This window comes from candidate division WOR-3 bacterium, from assembly GCA_016926475.1.
Taxonomy (GTDB): Bacteria; SDB-A; SDB-A; order SDB-A; family SDB-A; genus JAFGIG01.
The window spans coordinates 1-17,166 of the sequence record JAFGON010000075.1; the positions used below are offsets into that span (position 1 = coordinate 1).

The 17,166-nt window shown below is 45.2% G+C and carries 19 protein-coding genes and 1 tRNA gene; 11 read left to right on the forward strand and 9 right to left on the reverse strand.

The window, feature by feature from the left end; all coding sequences use genetic code 11:
- The 3 genes from JXA84_07685 to eno all read right to left on the reverse strand — a co-directional run.
- Positions 1-547: DUF362 domain-containing protein (locus JXA84_07685; GenBank protein ID MBN1151079.1), on the reverse strand; the 547-nt coding region annotated here is incomplete at its 3' end.
- 3 nt (positions 548-550) lie between these two features.
- The gene (locus tag JXA84_07690; protein MBN1151080.1) at positions 551-841 is read right to left on the reverse strand and encodes a hypothetical protein; all 291 of its coding nucleotides are present in this window, start codon (positions 839-841) and stop codon (positions 551-553) included.
- Between the two features lie 29 nt (positions 842-870).
- Complete coding sequence (gene eno, locus JXA84_07695; protein MBN1151081.1) at positions 871-2,145, reverse strand: phosphopyruvate hydratase; 1,275 nt, start codon at positions 2,143-2,145, stop codon at positions 871-873.
- Positions 2,146-2,317: 172 nt separating this feature from the next.
- Between eno and gdhA the strand changes: the two genes are divergently transcribed.
- The gene (gene gdhA, locus JXA84_07700; GenBank protein ID MBN1151082.1) at positions 2,318-3,655 is read left to right on the forward strand and encodes an NADP-specific glutamate dehydrogenase; all 1,338 of its coding nucleotides are present in this window, start codon (positions 2,318-2,320) and stop codon (positions 3,653-3,655) included.
- Between the two features lie 51 nt (positions 3,656-3,706).
- Here gdhA and JXA84_07705 read toward each other — a convergent pair whose 3' ends face one another.
- Positions 3,707-4,363: an HAD family phosphatase gene (locus tag JXA84_07705; GenBank protein ID MBN1151083.1), complete on the reverse strand. Its 657-nt coding sequence runs from the start codon at positions 4,361-4,363 to the stop codon at positions 3,707-3,709.
- Positions 4,364-4,421: 58 nt separating this feature from the next.
- Between JXA84_07705 and JXA84_07710 the strand changes: the two genes are divergently transcribed.
- The 10 genes from JXA84_07710 (at position 4,422) to JXA84_07755 (ending at position 11,688) form a co-directional block, all read left to right on the forward strand.
- A complete protein-coding gene (locus JXA84_07710) occupies positions 4,422-4,853 on the forward strand; it encodes a YkgJ family cysteine cluster protein (GenBank protein ID MBN1151084.1) in 432 nt (143 codons plus the stop codon).
- Positions 4,850-5,848 (forward strand): FAD:protein FMN transferase, encoded by a 999-nt coding sequence (locus JXA84_07715; GenBank protein ID MBN1151085.1) that lies wholly within the window; start codon positions 4,850-4,852, stop codon positions 5,846-5,848. The genes JXA84_07710 and JXA84_07715 overlap by 4 nt, the downstream gene beginning before the upstream one ends.
- Entirely contained in the window at positions 5,845-6,831 is a 987-nt protein-coding gene (gene amrS, locus JXA84_07720; protein MBN1151086.1) for an AmmeMemoRadiSam system radical SAM enzyme, read from the forward strand. Before JXA84_07715 ends, amrS begins: the two co-directional genes overlap by 4 nt.
- Positions 6,832-6,836: 5 nt before the next feature.
- A complete protein-coding gene (locus JXA84_07725) occupies positions 6,837-7,220 on the forward strand; it encodes a NusG domain II-containing protein (protein ID MBN1151087.1) in 384 nt (127 codons plus the stop codon).
- Between the two features lies 1 nt (position 7,221).
- Complete coding sequence (locus JXA84_07730; GenBank protein MBN1151088.1) at positions 7,222-7,740, forward strand: Gx transporter family protein; 519 nt, start codon at positions 7,222-7,224, stop codon at positions 7,738-7,740.
- Between the two features lie 2 nt (positions 7,741-7,742).
- A tRNA-Ala gene (locus JXA84_07735) sits at positions 7,743-7,819 on the forward strand.
- Positions 7,820-7,847: 28 nt separating this feature from the next.
- Positions 7,848-8,732, forward strand: coding sequence for a hypothetical protein (locus tag JXA84_07740; protein ID MBN1151089.1), 885 nt, complete (start codon positions 7,848-7,850; stop codon positions 8,730-8,732).
- Positions 8,733-8,776: 44 nt separating this feature from the next.
- Entirely contained in the window at positions 8,777-9,931 is a 1,155-nt protein-coding gene (locus JXA84_07745; protein MBN1151090.1) for a tetratricopeptide repeat protein, read from the forward strand.
- Positions 9,932-9,933: 2 nt separating this feature from the next.
- On the forward strand, positions 9,934-10,347 hold the full coding sequence (locus JXA84_07750; GenBank protein ID MBN1151091.1) for a hypothetical protein: 414 nt from the start codon (positions 9,934-9,936) through the stop codon (positions 10,345-10,347).
- Between the two features lie 165 nt (positions 10,348-10,512).
- Positions 10,513-11,688: a hypothetical protein gene (locus tag JXA84_07755; protein MBN1151092.1), complete on the forward strand. Its 1,176-nt coding sequence runs from the start codon at positions 10,513-10,515 to the stop codon at positions 11,686-11,688.
- 6 nt (positions 11,689-11,694) lie between these two features.
- On the opposite strand, the gene JXA84_07760 is transcribed toward JXA84_07755, so the two are convergent.
- Genes JXA84_07760 through JXA84_07780 form a run of 5 tightly spaced genes read right to left on the reverse strand, consistent with a single transcriptional unit; the run spans position 11,695 to position 17,109 of the window.
- Positions 11,695-12,000 carry an HPF/RaiA family ribosome-associated protein gene (locus JXA84_07760; GenBank protein ID MBN1151093.1) on the reverse strand — a complete coding sequence of 102 codons (306 nt, stop codon included), beginning with the start codon at positions 11,998-12,000 and terminating at the stop codon, positions 11,695-11,697.
- 11 nt (positions 12,001-12,011) lie between these two features.
- Positions 12,012-13,568 carry an L-aspartate oxidase gene (gene nadB, locus JXA84_07765; GenBank protein MBN1151094.1) on the reverse strand — a complete coding sequence of 519 codons (1,557 nt, stop codon included), beginning with the start codon at positions 13,566-13,568 and terminating at the stop codon, positions 12,012-12,014.
- The gene (locus JXA84_07770; protein ID MBN1151095.1) at positions 13,565-14,812 is read right to left on the reverse strand and encodes a GWxTD domain-containing protein; all 1,248 of its coding nucleotides are present in this window, start codon (positions 14,810-14,812) and stop codon (positions 13,565-13,567) included. Before JXA84_07770 ends, nadB begins: the two co-directional genes overlap by 4 nt.
- Complete coding sequence (locus tag JXA84_07775; GenBank protein MBN1151096.1) at positions 14,781-15,935, reverse strand: GWxTD domain-containing protein; 1,155 nt, start codon at positions 15,933-15,935, stop codon at positions 14,781-14,783. The genes JXA84_07770 and JXA84_07775 overlap by 32 nt, the downstream gene beginning before the upstream one ends.
- 52 nt (positions 15,936-15,987) lie before the next feature.
- On the reverse strand, positions 15,988-17,109 hold the full coding sequence (locus tag JXA84_07780; protein ID MBN1151097.1) for a DegT/DnrJ/EryC1/StrS family aminotransferase: 1,122 nt from the start codon (positions 17,107-17,109) through the stop codon (positions 15,988-15,990).
- Between the last annotated feature and the right edge of the window lie 57 nt (positions 17,110-17,166).

The window sequence follows — 17,166 nt, forward strand, 5'->3', positions numbered from 1 at the left end:
CGGCGTGCATCATTTGCTTGCCTGCTCTTGAAGCTCCGCCCATGGAAAGATTTTTTATCGCCCCCCCAACTCCGGCGAGAAGATGCCCTTTGAAATGCGAAAAAACCAGCAGGCTGTCCGCTCTGAATATAGCCCCGCCCACTGGAAAATTCTTGAAATGTACGCCTTTTGTCTTCACCCTCACAACATCTCCTCCGTCGTAACCGTCGGCGATCAATACCGGAACTTTTAGTTTTTCCTGGCAAAATCCATGGTCGTAGGCGAGGTTCAGATGGCTTACAGTTCTGCTCCTCTCGCTTCTGTAGAGAACGTTGGTGTCGGTGACAAAACTCATCCGCGCCTTTTCTCCCAAAGCTTTCAACAATGCCGCGAGAAGATCGGAGGACAGATGGGTTTTGTTTCCCCTCTCGCCGAAATGAACTTTTACGGCTACGGTTCCTTTTAAAACCTCTGGTATCGAGGGGATCAGTTTCAAAAGAGCCTCTTCGGCAGTCGCGTTTTTTACACCGGAAAAATGCACTTTGGCTTTTTTGTCCATGTCTTTCACGCCTCACTCGGGAGAGTCGAGAAAATCGTAGATCAAAACAAGGCTGTCGTTTTTTATCACAAAAAAAGCTTCTCCCTTCCTACCCATGCCGGAAAGCCTGAAAACCCGCTCCCAGTATGCAGTATCTCTTTCAAGCCTTTGACGGTTGTAGCTCAAAAGAGCTCTTTTCATCTTTAGCTCGACGAGCTTGTATTCAAGAGAGTCGTTCTTTTTTCTCATTTTATTTAAAGCGACGAAACTTTCAGGTCCAACGAAAACAGCTTTAAACACGATCGCTATAGCGACGGCAGCCATGAAGGCAAAAATCACTTTGTATTTCAATCCTATCTGAAAGCCTTTCTTCCGGGATATACCGCCACCTGGGCCAATTCTTCCTCGACGACGAGCAGTCTGTTGTACTTCTCGACCCTCTCGCTCCGCGCGGGGGCTCCGGTTTTAATCTGACCCGAGTTCACAGCCACAGCTAAATCGGCTATCGTAGTGTCGGCAGTCTCTCCGCTTCTGTGGCTGATAACAGTCGTCCAGGCGTTTTTCTTAGCCATTTCGATGCACTGAATTGTCTCGGTCAAGGTTCCTATTTGGTTGAGCTTTATGAGTATCGAATTGGCGGATTTTTCGTCTATTCCCCTTTGAAGCCTCTTCATGTTTGTTACGAAAAGGTCGTCACCCACCAACTGCACTTTGTCTCCGAGAGCCCGGTTGAGGTTTTTCCAACCTTCCCAATCGTCTTCCGCGAGACCGTCTTCCAAGGATATTATGGGATACTTTTCCAGCCACGAAGTCCAGAGAGTAATCATTTCGTCCGAGCCAAGCCTGCGGTTTTCCCTTTCCAGGTTATAAAGCCCGTCCTTGTAAATTTCCGACACCGCCGGGTCGAGCGCTATTGCGAGGTCTTCACCAGGTCTGTATCCCGCTCTTTCAATAGACAGCAGGATGAGATCCATCGCCTCTTCGTTTTTCTTGAGAGAAGGGGCGACCCCGCCTTCATCCCCCAACCCCGCGGAAAAACCCCTTTCAAGAACGAGTTTTATTAGGGCATGGTATGTCTCGGCGACTTTTCTAATCGCATCTGAAAAGTTCAACGCTCCCACTGGTACGATCATGAATTCCTGAAAATCGACTCCTCCGACGGCGTGCTTGCCTCCGTTGAGGACGTTGCACATCGGGACAGGAAGAGTTCTCGCGTTGACTCCCCCGAGGTATTTGTAAAAAGGCAACTGGCAGGCCTCCGCGGAGGCTTTTGCAACAGCGAGAGACACCGAAAGTATCGCGTTCGCTCCGAGTCTTGATTTGTTAGGTGTGCCGTCGAGGTTTATCAGCATTTCGTCAATGGCGGCCTGGTCGAGGGAATCCATTCCGATTATTTCCGGGGCAATTTCTTCGTTGACGTTTTTAACGGCGTTTAAAACCCCTTTCCCGCCGTAACGAGCTTTGTCTCCGTCCCTAAGTTCTACCGCTTCATGGGTTCCTGTTGATGCGCCCGATGGAACCCCCGCTACCCCGATTTCACCAGTTTCAAGATAGCACTCGGTCTGCAAAGTGGGGTTGCCCCTGGAGTCGAGTATCTCTCTTGAAAAAACACCTGTTATAAAACTCATGGTCATCCTCCTTCAGCGCAAAAAACAAAAAATCTACAACTCGTGTTATTATTTACACTATTTTCGACGCTGTATAAATACATTTTTCTTGACACTCCAAAGCTGCGGATATATTTTAATTTTCTATTACCTAAAAGACCGAATAGAGGAACATTCAAAAGGAGGAAAACGGATGTCGTATGTCTCAGAAATCATGACTGCCGTGGAAAAACGCAACGCAAACGAACCAGAGTTTATTCAAGCCGTCAAGGAGGTCCTTGAATCCATCGAACCTGTTCTCGAAAGACACCCTGAATACAAGGATGCTGGTATACTCGAGAGGCTTGTGGAACCCGAAAGGCAGATTATATTCAGAGTTCCTTGGATGGACGACACTGGCAAAATCAGGGTCAACAGGGGTTTTCGTGTTGAGTTCAACTCCGCAATAGGACCCTACAAAGGCGGTTTGAGGTTCCATCCTTCGGTGTATCTCGGAATAATCAAGTTCCTCGGTTTTGAACAGATATTCAAAAACGCCCTCACCGGAATTCCCATGGGCGGTGGTAAGGGCGGTTCCGATTTCGACCCCAAGGGAAAATCAGACCGTGAAGTCATGAATTTCTGCACAAGTTTCATGACCGAATTGTACAGGTATCTCGGCGCTCACACAGACGTCCCTGCCGGTGATATCGGAGTGGGAGGAAGAGAAATAGGTTACCTGTTCGGAACCTTCAAAAAAATCACCAACAGTTTTGAAGGGGTTTTAACCGGAAAAGGTCTGACTTGGGGAGGAAGCCTCGCCAGGACGCAAGCCACCGGATACGGATGCGTTTATTTCGTCCAGGAAATGCTCAAGACAAGGGGAGAAACCTACAAAGGCAAAACAGCGGTTGTCTCCGGTTCTGGAAACGTAGCTATTTACACTGTCGACAAACTTTATCAACTCGGCGCAAAACCAGTCGCAATGAGCGACTCAAACGGCTATATTTACGACCCAGACGGCATAAAACTCGACACAGTCAAACAGATTAAAGAAATAAAGAGAGGGAGAATAAAAGAGTATCTGGATTACCACAAAGGCGCGAAATACGAAGAAAACTGGACAAACATCTGGAAGATCAAGTGCGATGTCGCTTTCCCGAGCGCGACTCAGAACGAAATCGACGGGACAAGCGCCGAAGCTCTTGTGTCGAACAAGTGCATGGCCGTGGGAGAAGGCGCCAATATGCCCTCTACCCCTGACGCCGTAAAAGTTTTCCTCGACAAAAAAATCCTCTTTGGACCGGCTAAAGCCGCAAACGCCGGAGGAGTAGCAACTTCCGGTCTTGAAATGAGCCAAAATGCCGCTTTTACATCATGGTCGTTTGAAGAAGTGGACAAAAAACTTCACAATATCATGATAAACATCCACGAAGCTGCCAGAAAAGCCGCTGAAGATTACGGGACGCCCGGAAACTATGTCAACGGAGCCAACATCGCCGGGTTTGAAAAGGTCGCCAAAGCAATGTTCGACCAGGGAATATTCGGGTAATCTCAGGGTCAGGTCAAAAAAAGAGCGGTGTTGATCACCGCTCTTTTTTTATTAGTTCAAAAACCGGGCCAGTTCTTCGAGAGTCTCTTCTACAAAAAAATCTATGAACCCTATTTTTCTTTCTTCCTCTTTTTCTTTTTCTGATTTGCAAATCAGGACATCAACCGCTGTAATACCCGCCTTTTTCGACGCTTCAAGAGCAGTCGGAGCGTCGTCGACCAACAGGGATGAATTCACTTTCGAGTTGGTCTCCTCCAGAACTTTCAGATATGTTTCTGTCAAATCCTTGTGCTGACAAAAAAACATACCGTCGAAAAACCCATCCATGCTGAATTTCCTTAAAACAGGGATGACGAGTTCGCTTTTGTTTGAAGTCTGAAGGTAGATCCTGTAACCGTCTTTCCGCAATCCCGTCAGAATTTCTACAGCGCCTTTTACTGGTTCCACTTCTTCCTCGTAGGGTTTTCTGGCTATTTCAAACCATTCGGCGACTATCTGCTCCGTAGAGCTTTTTATTCCGAAATTTTCCCTGAAATACACCGCAGTGTTCTCGAAAGACATGCCCTCGATTTTCGATTTCAGGTCCATAGGGACTTCTATACCGTGTTGCGCGAGAAACTTCTCGTCTATAGATTCCCATATCCAAATCGTGTCCGCGAGAGTTCCGTCAAAATCGAAAAATATGGTTTTGTGTTTTTTTTCTTTCATGTAATATAATTAGAGCTGGATTTTCAGAACCGAAATAAACTAAAAGGAAAACACTGCGATGTCAAAGTATTTTTTTGAACGGGGAATAAGGTTCGAGTGTCAGAATTGCGGAGCCTGCTGCGACGTCGAAAACGGAGTGGTCTATCTTTCTGAAGAAGATATGATAAAAATTCCAAAATTTCTCGGAATTTCCCAAGATGATTTTCGGCTAAAATACACTGCCAGAGATGAAGACGGAAACAATATCATAAAAGACGGGCACCCTTCTAAATGCAGGTTTTTATTCCAAAACAAGTGTATGATATATCCAGTCAGACCTGTTCAGTGCAGAACTTATCCTTTCTGGTCAAGCAATCTGCAGGACGAGAAAAAATTCTTTTCTCTGCCTTGCCCGGGAATAGGAAAAGGCAAAATCGTAGGGGCAGAAACCATTCAAGAGATGTTTTTGGAACACAGAGAATTTTTAGCGAAGCTTTTTGGGTTAATATGAATTTCAAAAAAATCATTTTTTTCGTCTCCCTCGTCGCGATTTTTTCCTGTTCAAAAAATTCCCGGGAAATTTTCAGGGAAGAGACTTCTTTTATATGCATGGACACCAAAATCAAAATCGTAGTCACCGGTCAAGACCGGGAAACTTTGAAAAACTGCCTGCAAAAGGCTTCACAAAAACTTTCTTTGTTCGACTCTCTCTTCGGACCCGAGAACAGATTTCTCATAGATTCTCCACTGGATCCGTTGTCGGTCTATCTCTGGGAAAAGTCCTGCGAAATGAACAATGCCACCGAAGGGGCTTTTGACCCAGCTCTCGGAGAAGTATCCGCGCTCTGGGGAGATTTCGACGCGGGAGACATAAAAATTCCCGACAGGTCATTGTTGGACTCGTTGATAGAAGTCAGAAAACTTTGTTTTCCTAACGTCGAAAACGGATTGTTGGTTTATACTCAATGGATGAAACCCGACCTCGGAGGCATCGCAAAAGGTCTCGCCGTAAGGACAGCCGCTGAAATTTGCGATTCTCTTGGAGCGGAAGGGATCCTAGTCGAAGCCGGCGGAGACATCTGCGCTCTGGGTTTTCGCGAAGACAAGAAGCCATGGAAAATTGGAGTGCTGCACCCGAGAAAACCAAACGAACTCGTAGCTGTTTTATCACTAAAAAACCTTTCTGTATGCACATCCGGCGACTATGAAAGGTATGCCGTCAAAGACGGAGTTAGGTATCACCACGTTTTAAACCCTTTTACCCTGAGCCCATCGGAAGGAATCGCCAGCGCGACGGTCGTCTGTGAAAAGGCAGAGGAAGCGGACGCCTACTCGACGGCGTTCATGATTCTGCCCTTGGAAAAGAGCATGAACATAGCAAAAGAAAAAAATCTCGATATTCTATTGGCGGTTTTGTCGGACACTACACTTGAGTTTATTTGCTCTCCGGGTTTTGAAAGACACGTAATCAAATGGAACTGCCCCCACAGGGAATTCAGACCTTGAAAAAAGCATTGTTCTCCCAAAAAATGCCAGACGGCTCGGTCAAATGCCTTCTCTGTTTTCATGAATGTGTCATAGGAGAAAACAAAACAGGACTATGCAGAGTAAGGGGGAACGTTGGTGGAGAACTATACAACATCGGCTATGGAAAGACAATTTCGATGTCGATAGACCCCATAGAAAAAAAACCTCTCTACCACTTCAAACCAGGTTCGGTAATTTTGTCAATAGGACCCAACGGGTGCAACCTCGACTGCCCTTACTGCCAAAATTCCGAGATCTCCCAGGAAAACGCCCAGACAATCTACCTTTCCCCGGAAAATGCCGGCAAATTGTCGAGAAAAAACGGATCTGTAGGTTTGGCTTATACGTACACGGAACCTCTGGTGTGGTATGAATACATTCTCGATGCGGGTGAGGAAGTTAAAAAAAACGGGGGTTGCAACGTAATAGTCTCCAACGGCGTCATAAATGAAGCGCCTCTTAAAAAAATCATACCCCTGATAGACGCGGCGAACATAGACTTAAAGACGTTTTCAAGTGAAAAATACAGAAAAATACTCAAGGGAGATCTCGATTCGGTGCTCAGGACAATCAGACTTCTCAAAGAAAATTCGGTTCACGTCGAAGTGACGACACTCGTCGTCACCGGATTCAACGACACCGATGACGAAATTGAAAACTCCGCTAAGTTTATTGCTTCTGTGGACCCTCGAATTCCATACCACATATCGAGATATTTTCCCCATTATAAATACGAAGCGCCCCCGACATCCGAGGAAAAACTCGGCAGATTTTACGAGATAGCTAAAAATTATCTGTCGTTCGTTTACCTTGGGAATACCTTTCAAGCTGGTAAAAACGACACTTATTGCCCGGATTGCCTAAACCTCTGGATTGAAAGATCGTATTTCTCTGCTGACATAATCGGAATCCGGGATGGAAAATGCTCTAAGTGCGGCAGAGACACCGGGATACAGTTCTGACCCAGATGAAGAGCATTTTAAAATTCTATCCCTATCAGAGAGACTACTTTGTAGTCGGAATTTTTTTCGCTCTCGCCGTCATTTTAATAATCAACAAATTCAAAACGGAAGAAAAAAGCTATTACGCCGTTGTGGAAACAGCCCAGGGTGAAAATGTTTCGGTTCCCCTTTCAAAGGACACGTCTTTCTCCGTCGAGGGGAGAATCGGAAGAAGTGAAATCCAAATCGAATCCGGAAGGGCGAGAATAGCATCCTCTCCTTGCCCGAAACAGATATGCGTGAAAAGGGGATGGATAAGCCGCACATGGGAATCTGCCACCTGTCTGCCTAACGGAGTTTGGCTTTCCATAGAAGGCGAAAAACAAGATATTGACGCGACGACTTATTGATATGAAAATCGGCTTGGGAAAAATAATCGAACTCTCTGTCTTTTCTTCGTTGGTAGTCTCTCTGCATACGATAGAGAGCTTTCTCAACCCCACATTCTTTAAAATCGGACTCGGCAACGCCGTTGTTCTTTACCTGATTCTCAACAGAAGGACATCGACGGCGCTGATTACAACGCTTTTAAAAATCGCCGCTTACGGATTTTTGTCAGGTTCATTCCTAAGTCCTGTTTTTTTTGCCGTATTATTTGCATCAATTTCAAGTTTTACGTTGATGGCGGTTTTCATCCGAGTTTTAAAAACAGGACCGATAGGCGCGAGCATACCCGCGAGCTGTGCTCATAACCTGGTAATTCTTCTGTTCGCCGAAATTCTGATCAGGGGCATAACCTCTTCCCTTTTCCCCTTTGTTTTCGCGTTCAGTGTCTTAACCGGCTTTATAACCGGCTGGGCCGCTTTTATTTCTTTGAAAACTCTAAAAAACCTTGACACAAAAAAAGATGAGTATAAAATAACTTTTTAAGTGGGGCTGTGGCGCAGTTGGCTAGCGCGATTGACTGGCAGTCAATAGGTCACGGGTTCGAATCCCGTCAGCTCCACCATAAGTCGCGACAATAAGATGGAGGTAGCATGAAGAAGTGTCTTATAATATTTCTCTCGGTTGCATTACTGTTGAGTCTTTTCTCCTGTGTCACTGAATCTGAAGCGGACGCTTCGGGTAAAATTAAAAGAGCTGACCTCGCGCTGAAGAATCTCAGGCAGTCAATGGATAAGTTTTACCAGGTCAGAGGTTACTACCCATACATCTCGGCGAATCTCGTCCCCGAAAATGCCAGTGTTGAACTGATTGTTGACGACACCGGAATATTCATAAATTCAAGGGAAAATTCAGTCGCTCTGTCGTACATCACCGACACGACTCTTTTCAACGAATCAGACGACAGCATCCTTCTGAAAAAAGACGAGTTTCTCGTGAGAAGGTGGGTTTACTACCTGAGGTCTTCGGACAGACACCTGATTATAGACACACTGAACGCGTCATTGAATTTTGGAGAAAACGAAAGCCTCGGAGCTGTTTTACGCGTTAAAGACACGAATTTCATCATCGCTGTCCGCGACGGAACTTCTGAAATGCCTTATCACATATACGAAGTTACACCTTCGAATCTTCTGGCGGTGAAAGACAGCGGGTTGATTTCATTCGTGAAAGGCGAATACACGCTTTCTTTTGAGAGTTATTCGTATGCGCAAAACAACGAGACGAACAGTTTATGGCTTTTTGACACTTTGGCTTTGATCGAAGACTCCACAACTCTTAGGGAGATAAAAGAAGCCATCGCTCTTGAGGATTTTATCTACGAAACTTCCGACCCTTTCAGAAAGTATTTTATTGCGGCTCACGCCACCGATAGAAACAACACTCCTGTCACCACGAGAAAAGTCGCCAAAGCTTCTTACGATTACTCCATGGAAAACATTCAGGCTATAGATCCTGTAGAATACAGCAGTGAATAGACTTAATTCAAGGCAGAATTTGCATGAATAGATTTGGAGGGATAATGTTTGGAATATTTAAAAAAGCGGGATTTTTGCCGATATTGATGTTTCTCGTCATGACCTGCCAGACCACCGGTCAGGTTCTAAACGGGGAAGACAATTCACTCGCAAGCGATGAATACGGATGCAAAAAATTCTACAACCTCGCGATAAACTACCAGAGGAGCAGGTTGTGGATGGAGGCGGTCGAATTTTACGAAAAAGCCATCGCTTGTTCTTCAGACTACACCGAAGCTTACGTCGGACTCGGGAACCTCTATGAAGAGATAGATTCCACCGAAGCCGCTCTTTCGGTTTGGCAGAATATGATGACGACTTTCCCGGACAGAATAGAACCCTACATCGAATACGCAGGGTATCTGAGTGATCAGGAAAATTTCGTCGAAGCCGAGGAAATGTATAAAACAGCCTATTCAATAGATTCAACGAATTCTACGGCGATACTCGGTCTGGCTGATATTCTCACAAAGCAGGACAAATTTGACGAAGCCCTGCCGTATTTGGAAAGAGCGATTGATTTCACTGAAGATTCCGCTGTTCTGCTCGCTCTCAAACAGAGAATGGCGAAATGCTATGTCGGAATAGGTTGTCCCGATAAAGCTTCGAGCCTTCTCGAGGAGATTTTAATCGCTTATCCGGACAGGATTGAAATTCACGCGTGGTTAGCGGAAGCCTACCAGGGAATGCGCGAATACGACAAAGCCATCCAGCACATGGAAATCCTGATAGAGAGCGATTCATCTTTGCAGAGGTTGATGGAATACGGCTCTCTTCTCGCGGTCGCCGGAAGGACATCCGAAGCCATAGCCATCTTCAGAAGGGCTATCGGAAGCGGAGGCGGTCTGTCGGCTTATAAAAAAGTGATAAGCCTTCTAAACAGCTCCGGTCAGACTTCCATGGCAATGCAGTTCGCCCAGGAAGCCCTCTCTTCTTATCCAACCGACAGCTACCTGAACGTTTTGGTCGGCACAAAATACCAAGCCGCGGCCGTAGACGCGTGGAACAACCAGAACTGGGACGAATGCATAGCCAACTGTGATATAGCAATTTCATATTTCTCAAACGCTACATCCGGCTCATACGTCTCCCAGGCTCAGCAGAAACTCGCTAATGTACAACAGTTGAGAGAAGCCGCAAGGCTCAAGAAGATATACTGAAAATGGACAAAACACACACAACCAAAAATGGCGCCGCAAAGAAATGGGCATTGCTCTCATTTCTCCTGCTGTTAATAGCTGGTTATATCGGCTTTCAGTTTTTGGCGATACCAATCCGCCAATACGAAATCAGAAAGAAAGCGGATGAAAAAATCAGGTTCGAAGACAATGAAGTCATCAGGACAAAACTCGTCCAATTCATGAAAGAAAAAGGGGTAACCATATCACCCGACAGCATTTTCATAAGGCGGAAAGGGAAAGGTGAAATTGGTGACAGTGTCGCTATACAATTCAGCTACACCGACAGCTGCAGACTCTTGGGCGATGTTCTGGACATACCGCTTAACCGATACTTTGTCTTTCACCATGACATCGAGCTGAAAAACATCATGCAAGATGCACCTCTGCGTAAGTAGCCTGTTTTTTTTTTTAGCGCCTTCGTCAACCTGAGTATCGAAGGCGCATTTTCTTTTCCCGACAGTCTAAAACAGAAACTAGTCCGAACGGAAGACGTCGAATTAGCCGCAGAAGAAATTTTATCTTTTTATCTTTCAACCGGAAAACCTTACGCGCGGGTATTCGTGGAAGAACTCGCGTTTGAAGAAAGCGGAATGTCGGTGAAATTCAAGGTCGAAGAGGGACCTTACGTGACGATAAAAGACGTCGTTTTCACCGGGAATCATTCAACTTCACAGCACTTCCTTTTGCTCGAATCCCGACTTCCAAGGTCGGATTTTTTATTTGACTCCAGAAGAATATCCCGGGCTACAAATAATATAGACGAACTCGGTTTTTTGACGGTAAGCGAAAACCCCTACCTTGTCAACACGGGCAGAATCGAATACGCCTCACTCGTCATACCCGTAAAGTCCAGGAGGACTAACACTGTCTCGGGTTCATTTTTTGTTTTGCCCCAAACCAACGCGACAGGCGGCAAAATCTACGCCACCATCAAAAACATAGCCGGGTCAGGACATTCTTTGTCTGTCAACTGGGAAAAACCCGACGAAAAAAAGACTCTTTTGGCCCTTTCCTCCAAAGTCTTATGGCTTTTCTCAAGACCTTTGGACGCCGAAGCAGGACTATCAATACGAAGGGACGAACAGTCAGACAGGCTTACCGCAGAAATCAAATTGTATTACAACTTGCAATACGCCAGTATATACAGCGGTTTGGAATACCTGGATTTTTCGTCAACCAACGGACGCTGGGAAACGTACAGAAACGTCAGCGGCGTTGTTTGCGATTTTATCGACTACAAAAAAAACCCGTCACGTGGTTTTTTGGGAAAACTTGAGGTCAAAAACGGCTCTTTGACTTCCAACAGCGTCAACTATTACGATTTTTCTTTCACCCTATCCGCAGAGACTTTCTTGCCATTGAAACCTTTCACGCTAAGACTTGCATCGACAACTCAAGCCATATTGACAGACGCCGACCTGGAAGATTTGAAAATACTGTACGGAGGCGAAAACGGCCCAAGGGGTTTTTTAAACGAGAGTATATCGGCGAGAAAAGGATCGATATTTGTTGTTGAACCCCGCGTTCTGACCGGCAAGACAAGTCATGTAATGCTGTTCTACGAATTCTTCTTGTACGAAGACACGCAGAAAGAAGTGGAAAGGGAACACAGTTTCGGAGCCGGGTTTTCTCTGGGTACAAACGAAGCTGTTTTAAAAATATACATAGCCGGCAACCCCAAGATTGAAAGTTACAGAGACGCCGTCTTCTACGCCGACGTCTCCTACGATTTCTGAAAGTTTCTATTTATGCCTTTTTGAGGAGTATTTCTCGTATTCTTTCTTCATCTGAGTTTGTATTTTTACGAAAGCGGAATTGAAACTCTCTTTCAAGTTCTTTTTCAGGGCTTTTGAATAGAACTCCTTGTTGTGGGAGTGGAGCGATATTTCCACCAACGTGTCAACTCCGCTTTTGTCGACGATCAACTTCGCGTTGTGTATTTCTTTAGCGAACTGTGTCAGTTTGTCCAGTTTTTTGTCAATCTTGTCCTGCATTTTGACGTATTCATCCTTCAGTTCTTCATTTCTGACCGTCACGGAGATTTTCATCATTCCTCCTTTCAAATTGACAATACAGTGTCCCGAGAAAATTCCTGCTTTGTTTGAGGGTAATCTTTTCTAAAGTGCAAACCCCTTGATTCTTCCCTCAAATAAGCGGATCGGATTATCAGATCTGATACGATGATCATGTTTCTAAGTTCGACTCCCGAAGCCGAGTATTCGCCGCTTTTATCACCGCCGAGAGAGGCTTTCATCTCCCCTAAAACCTCTTTTGCTTCATCGAGGTTTTCCTTCATCCTTACAATGCCGCAATTTTTCCACATGGTTCTTTTCAGTTTCATTTTCATGGTCTCGGCCTCGTCTTTTTTCTCCGAACAATCCATTTCGTCCATCTTTATTTCGCGGTTGTTCTGACCGCGTACGACCTCGTCCTCATTGAGAAGAAACCTAGCCGCCCTGTTTGAAAATACGAGCGTCTCGAGAAGCGAATTCGAAGCCAGTCTGTTTGCGCCGTGAACTCCGGAGAAAGCCGTCTCCCCCGAAGCGAAAAGGTTGGGGATTCCCGTCTGTCCGTTCAAATCAATTTTTACACCTCCACACATGTAATGAGCCGCAGGAACTACAGGTATGAACCCTTTTGACAGGTCGACGTTTCTTTTGGTGCATTCTCCGTATATATGGGGAAATTTTGTTTTGAACTTTTCAAGAGAAATTTCTGAAATGTCAAGAAGGACGTGTTTGTCTCCTGTCTCTGTCATGTAGGAGTGTATAGCTCTCGCGACTATGTCTCTCGGAGCAAGAGACTCGAGTCTGTGGACTCCCTTCATGATCTCATCTCCCGAGATGGATTTAATCACCGCCCCTTCTCCCCTAACCGCTTCGGATATCAGGAAAGAATTCATGCTTTCGTCCCTGTTCTCTTCGTACAAACTCGTGGGGTGAAATTGGATGAATTCCATGTTGCAAATCTGAGCTCCGGCTCTGTAAGCCATAGCTATACCATCGCCGGTCGCTATTTTCGGGTTGGTCGTGAACTCGAATACCTGCCCGGCTCCGCCGGATGCTATCATCACAGCTTGAGCTCTTTCTTCTTTGAGAACTCTCTTATCCGGTAAAATGGTTTTTACTCCCTTGCACACGCCATTCTCCATGATAAGATCCACGACCATAGTCGTCTCTCTGAGTTCTATGTGGCTGTTGCTTTTGACGAGAGAAAGAAGGGTTTTTTCAATAGCGTTTCCAGTGCTGTCCTTAGCGTGCCATATCCTTCTTCTGGAATGCCCTCCCTCAAGCCAAAGTTCGGGTCCGCTGTTTGCCATCGAGAATTCGACCCCGAGAGAAAAAAGCCTCTCGACGAGAGAAGGGCCTTCTTCAACCATGACTTTGAGAGCTTCGAGATGGCAAAGCCCCTCACCCGCGGATACAGTGTCGTCAAAATGAAAGCTGAACGAGTCGTCTTTGCCGTGAACAGCGGCTATGCCTCCCTGAGCAAAGTTTGTGTTGGCATCGATCCCCTCTTTTTTTGTCAGAATCAATACATCGTATTTCTTACTCGTTTCGAGGGCAAAATAGAGACCGGCGAGTCCAGAGCCGATAACTAATATCTTTTTCCTCACCAAATATCTCCGATATTCTCATTCGTGTACTTCTCCCAGTTTGGATGATTTGTCTCGTTGGGGTCGTTTGAATAGACCAGTTCGAAAACTCCGTGTCCGGACATGTCGGCGAATACGTATTTCCTTCCGTAACGCCAGTAAATCCATATTTCATTGGGGACATAGTGGTCGTCGGCAGGGATAATTTCGATTTCTTCGGGTTTTCCGTTTTGAATGTATATTCTGCCCCTGTCCGATTCAGAACCTGTTTCAAAACCGCTTGAATAATGCTCTTCAGCGTAGTCCATTCTCTCGGCGAAAAGTTCGAGTTCTTCGTTGATGGGTGTCATGGGGTTAGGGTCTCTTGTGGACCAGAAAATTCTCGCCAGGTTGTCTTTTGCCTCTTCTTCGAGTATTTCATAGACCTGCAGTTGGTTCACTGTTAAAAGCATCTCAATCCTGGTGTAATACTTCTGGGCTAAATCCGACATTTCCATCTGGACAGTCTCCTGTGCTATGTCGACAGGCTGCCAGTTTACCGAAAATTTTTCGGTTCTCTCCACGCCGTTTAGGTAAATTTTAAACGTGTAGTCTCCGTCTTCGAAGTCTCCTATAGGCACGTTTATGACTTTTCCGACATAACCGCCGCTTTCGACATCGCCGATAAATGAAGTGTATTTCCACACCTCATTCTCCTCGCTATCCAAAACCGAAGAAATGACGTTGATCGAATCTGTTTGAGGATAGACTTCGTAATAAACAATGAGTTTAGGATTTACAACAGTCATCTCCCTGTCGAAAAGAGGGTAAATCAAAAGTCCGTTTTTTACCAAAAATCCGGAATCAGAAGACGCGGAAACGCTTTTGGAGAGAAAAATATCAGAGAGCGGAGTCCCTTGTTCCAGAGGCGAAGCTCTGAAAGAAATTCTGCCCTCCCTGGTGCCCATAGTCTCTGTGAGAGTTATCTTAAGAGTATATGCCTGGGTGAGGTCAATTGAAAAATTGTCCAGCGCCGAGTAATCCGTGCCTGTGGAGGGTATCTCCAAGGGCCACGATGTCGACATTCTCGTGCTGTCATTTTCGTCAACTACATCGAGATTTAAATTCACCGAGCTGTATAAAGGGTTGGATGGAACATTTATATACATCTCCAGCCATGTCACACCAGATCTGTCAAGATACCTTGAAGTTTGAACGTAAAACCTTATATCGCCTTCGGATACAAATAGGCTGCTAATTATAGTCAAAATAATCGCGCCAAACATCGAGCCACCCCCTAGGTTCAGTTAATTCATAGTTTCCTATCAAATGCTCATCGACAAAAGTAAATTTCAGGCCTCTGGAATAATAGTACCAGATCTGAAACGGTCTTGTTTCAAGTTGGAATGAATAATCTTCGATTTCATCGGGCAAACCAAGAAGAACATAGATTCTTCCCCTGTCTGTTTTCCACCCTTTTGTGCCTTCGACGAACCTCTCGTCAGCGAATTCTATTCTTCTGTAATAGATCTCCATAACCTCGTTTCTTTCTGAAGACGGCGTCGGGTCGTGTCCACCCCAGAATTCGTTTAAAAAAGCCGCTTTATCCTCGATACTCTTCCGCGATAAAATTTGGAGCTGGTTAGGAGGTACGGCGAAAACGAGTTCCTCCACCATCTTCTCGGTCATCACGGAATCGAGATACTCTCGGTTTATTACCCTGATGGTTCTTCTCGTAGTGTCGAGTCCGTTGGAGAAAGAGACAATGTAAAATCCAGTGTCTTTCGGAGCTGTAAAAGTATGTCTGAAGATATCCTGTCCAAGGAGCGTGGAAGTTTCACACTGTTCGGTTTCTATTTGAACCGAACCCCGGGAAAGAGAAAAGATGCAAGGATCTATAACGGACGACGAGTATATATCGTATCTCTCCCCGTATCCCAACTCGTCTCCAAAGACTATTGAGTCATCCTTCATAATCAATATTTCTCCGACGGTTCTGACAGGGTTATCAAGTGATACGAACAACTGACTTTTTTTGCAGGAGTTTACGTCCGAAAAGGTGACGCCTATTTTCCCGGCGTTGAAATCTTCGACGTAGAATGAAAATGAGTAATCATCTGTGACTGAACGCATCAGCGTTTTCATGTATTCCTGAAGATGCCAGTCTCTTTGAACTATTTCACCCTGAACGACTTCACCTTTTTCATCGAAGACTTCAATTACAAGCCTGTATGTCGCTTTCCAAAGCGAATCATCCCTGAGAAAGATCAAATCGTTTGAGCTGACCCTGAAAAACACGAGGAAAGATAATTTATCTTCACTTGGTTCTCTGTATATCTGGAATCCGGTTCCGTATATATCTAAAGCCGAAAATAAAATTAGCGATAAAAACAACGCTTTAAATCTCACAACTTATTTTACCCTATATTCATTCTGTTTTGGATAGAAATATTTCTGAACCCTAAAAACCTTTTTTCAAGCAAAATCTTCCGATTTCATCACAGACCATGTTTACATCATCATCTTCCAGTTCAGGATAAATTGGAAGAGACAAAAGCCTTTCCCCTGCTTCTTCCGCCACCTGGAAATCCCCCTTTCTGTGCCACAAGTATTTGTATGCTTCCAGCCGATGCAGCGGAAAAGGGTAATGAACGCCTGTCTGTATCCCATTTTCGTTTAAATAACCGGCAAGTTCGTCTCTTTTGGAATGCTGGATGGCGAATATATGATAGGCAGGTAAGCCGTCTTCACCCGGGGACTGGGTCCAGACACCAAGAGATGAAAGTCTTTCTCTGTAAATATCCGCTATGTCTCTTCTTCTTTGGACCCAACGATCCAAGTGTTTTAATTTAACGCTCAAAACCGCCGCCTGAATTCCGTCGAGTCTTTCGTTGAACCCCTCCAGGGAGTGGGTGTATTTTCCCTCTCTGCCGTGATTCCCAAGTTTTCTTATGTATGCTTCGGATTGATCCGAGTCGGTGACTACGGCTCCAGCATCGCCGTATGCGCCTAAATTTTTTCCCGGATAAAAACTGAAGCAAGCGCAGTCTCCAAATTCCCCCGAAACCTTTTCTTCTGCCTGTAAATTCATCCTAGCTCCGTGACTTTGACAGCAGTCCCATACAACTTTCAGCCCTTTTTCCTCCGCGGTTTTCTTGATGCTTTCGACGTCGGCGATCTTGCCGAACAGGTCCACGGGAATTACCGCCTGGACGTTTTTCACACAAGAAAGTTTTTCTACATCCATGAGCAAATCTTCTTTTTTTACGTCCACGAGAACTACCTCGGCGCCTGCCCATGTCACGGCTTCTGCCGTCGCTATAAAAGTCATCGCTGGAAGAGCTACTCTGTGACCTTTTCCTATGCCCTGGCTTTTAAGGGCTAAAAAAAGAGCTGCGGTTCCGTTGGCTGTGCCTATAGTGTGTTTTCTTTTGGTGTAAACAGAAAACCCCTTTTCAAATTCTTCGAGATATCTGCCTCCGACAAAAGCTGAATCCCGAATCACCGAAAATAAAGCGCGGTCAATATCTTCTTTTATCGAATTATACTGAGTGTTCAAATCGAGAAATTTAATTTTTTTCATTCCCCCTCCAGTGATATAATAATTAGTTGTTCAACAATTGATTGGAATTGATCTATA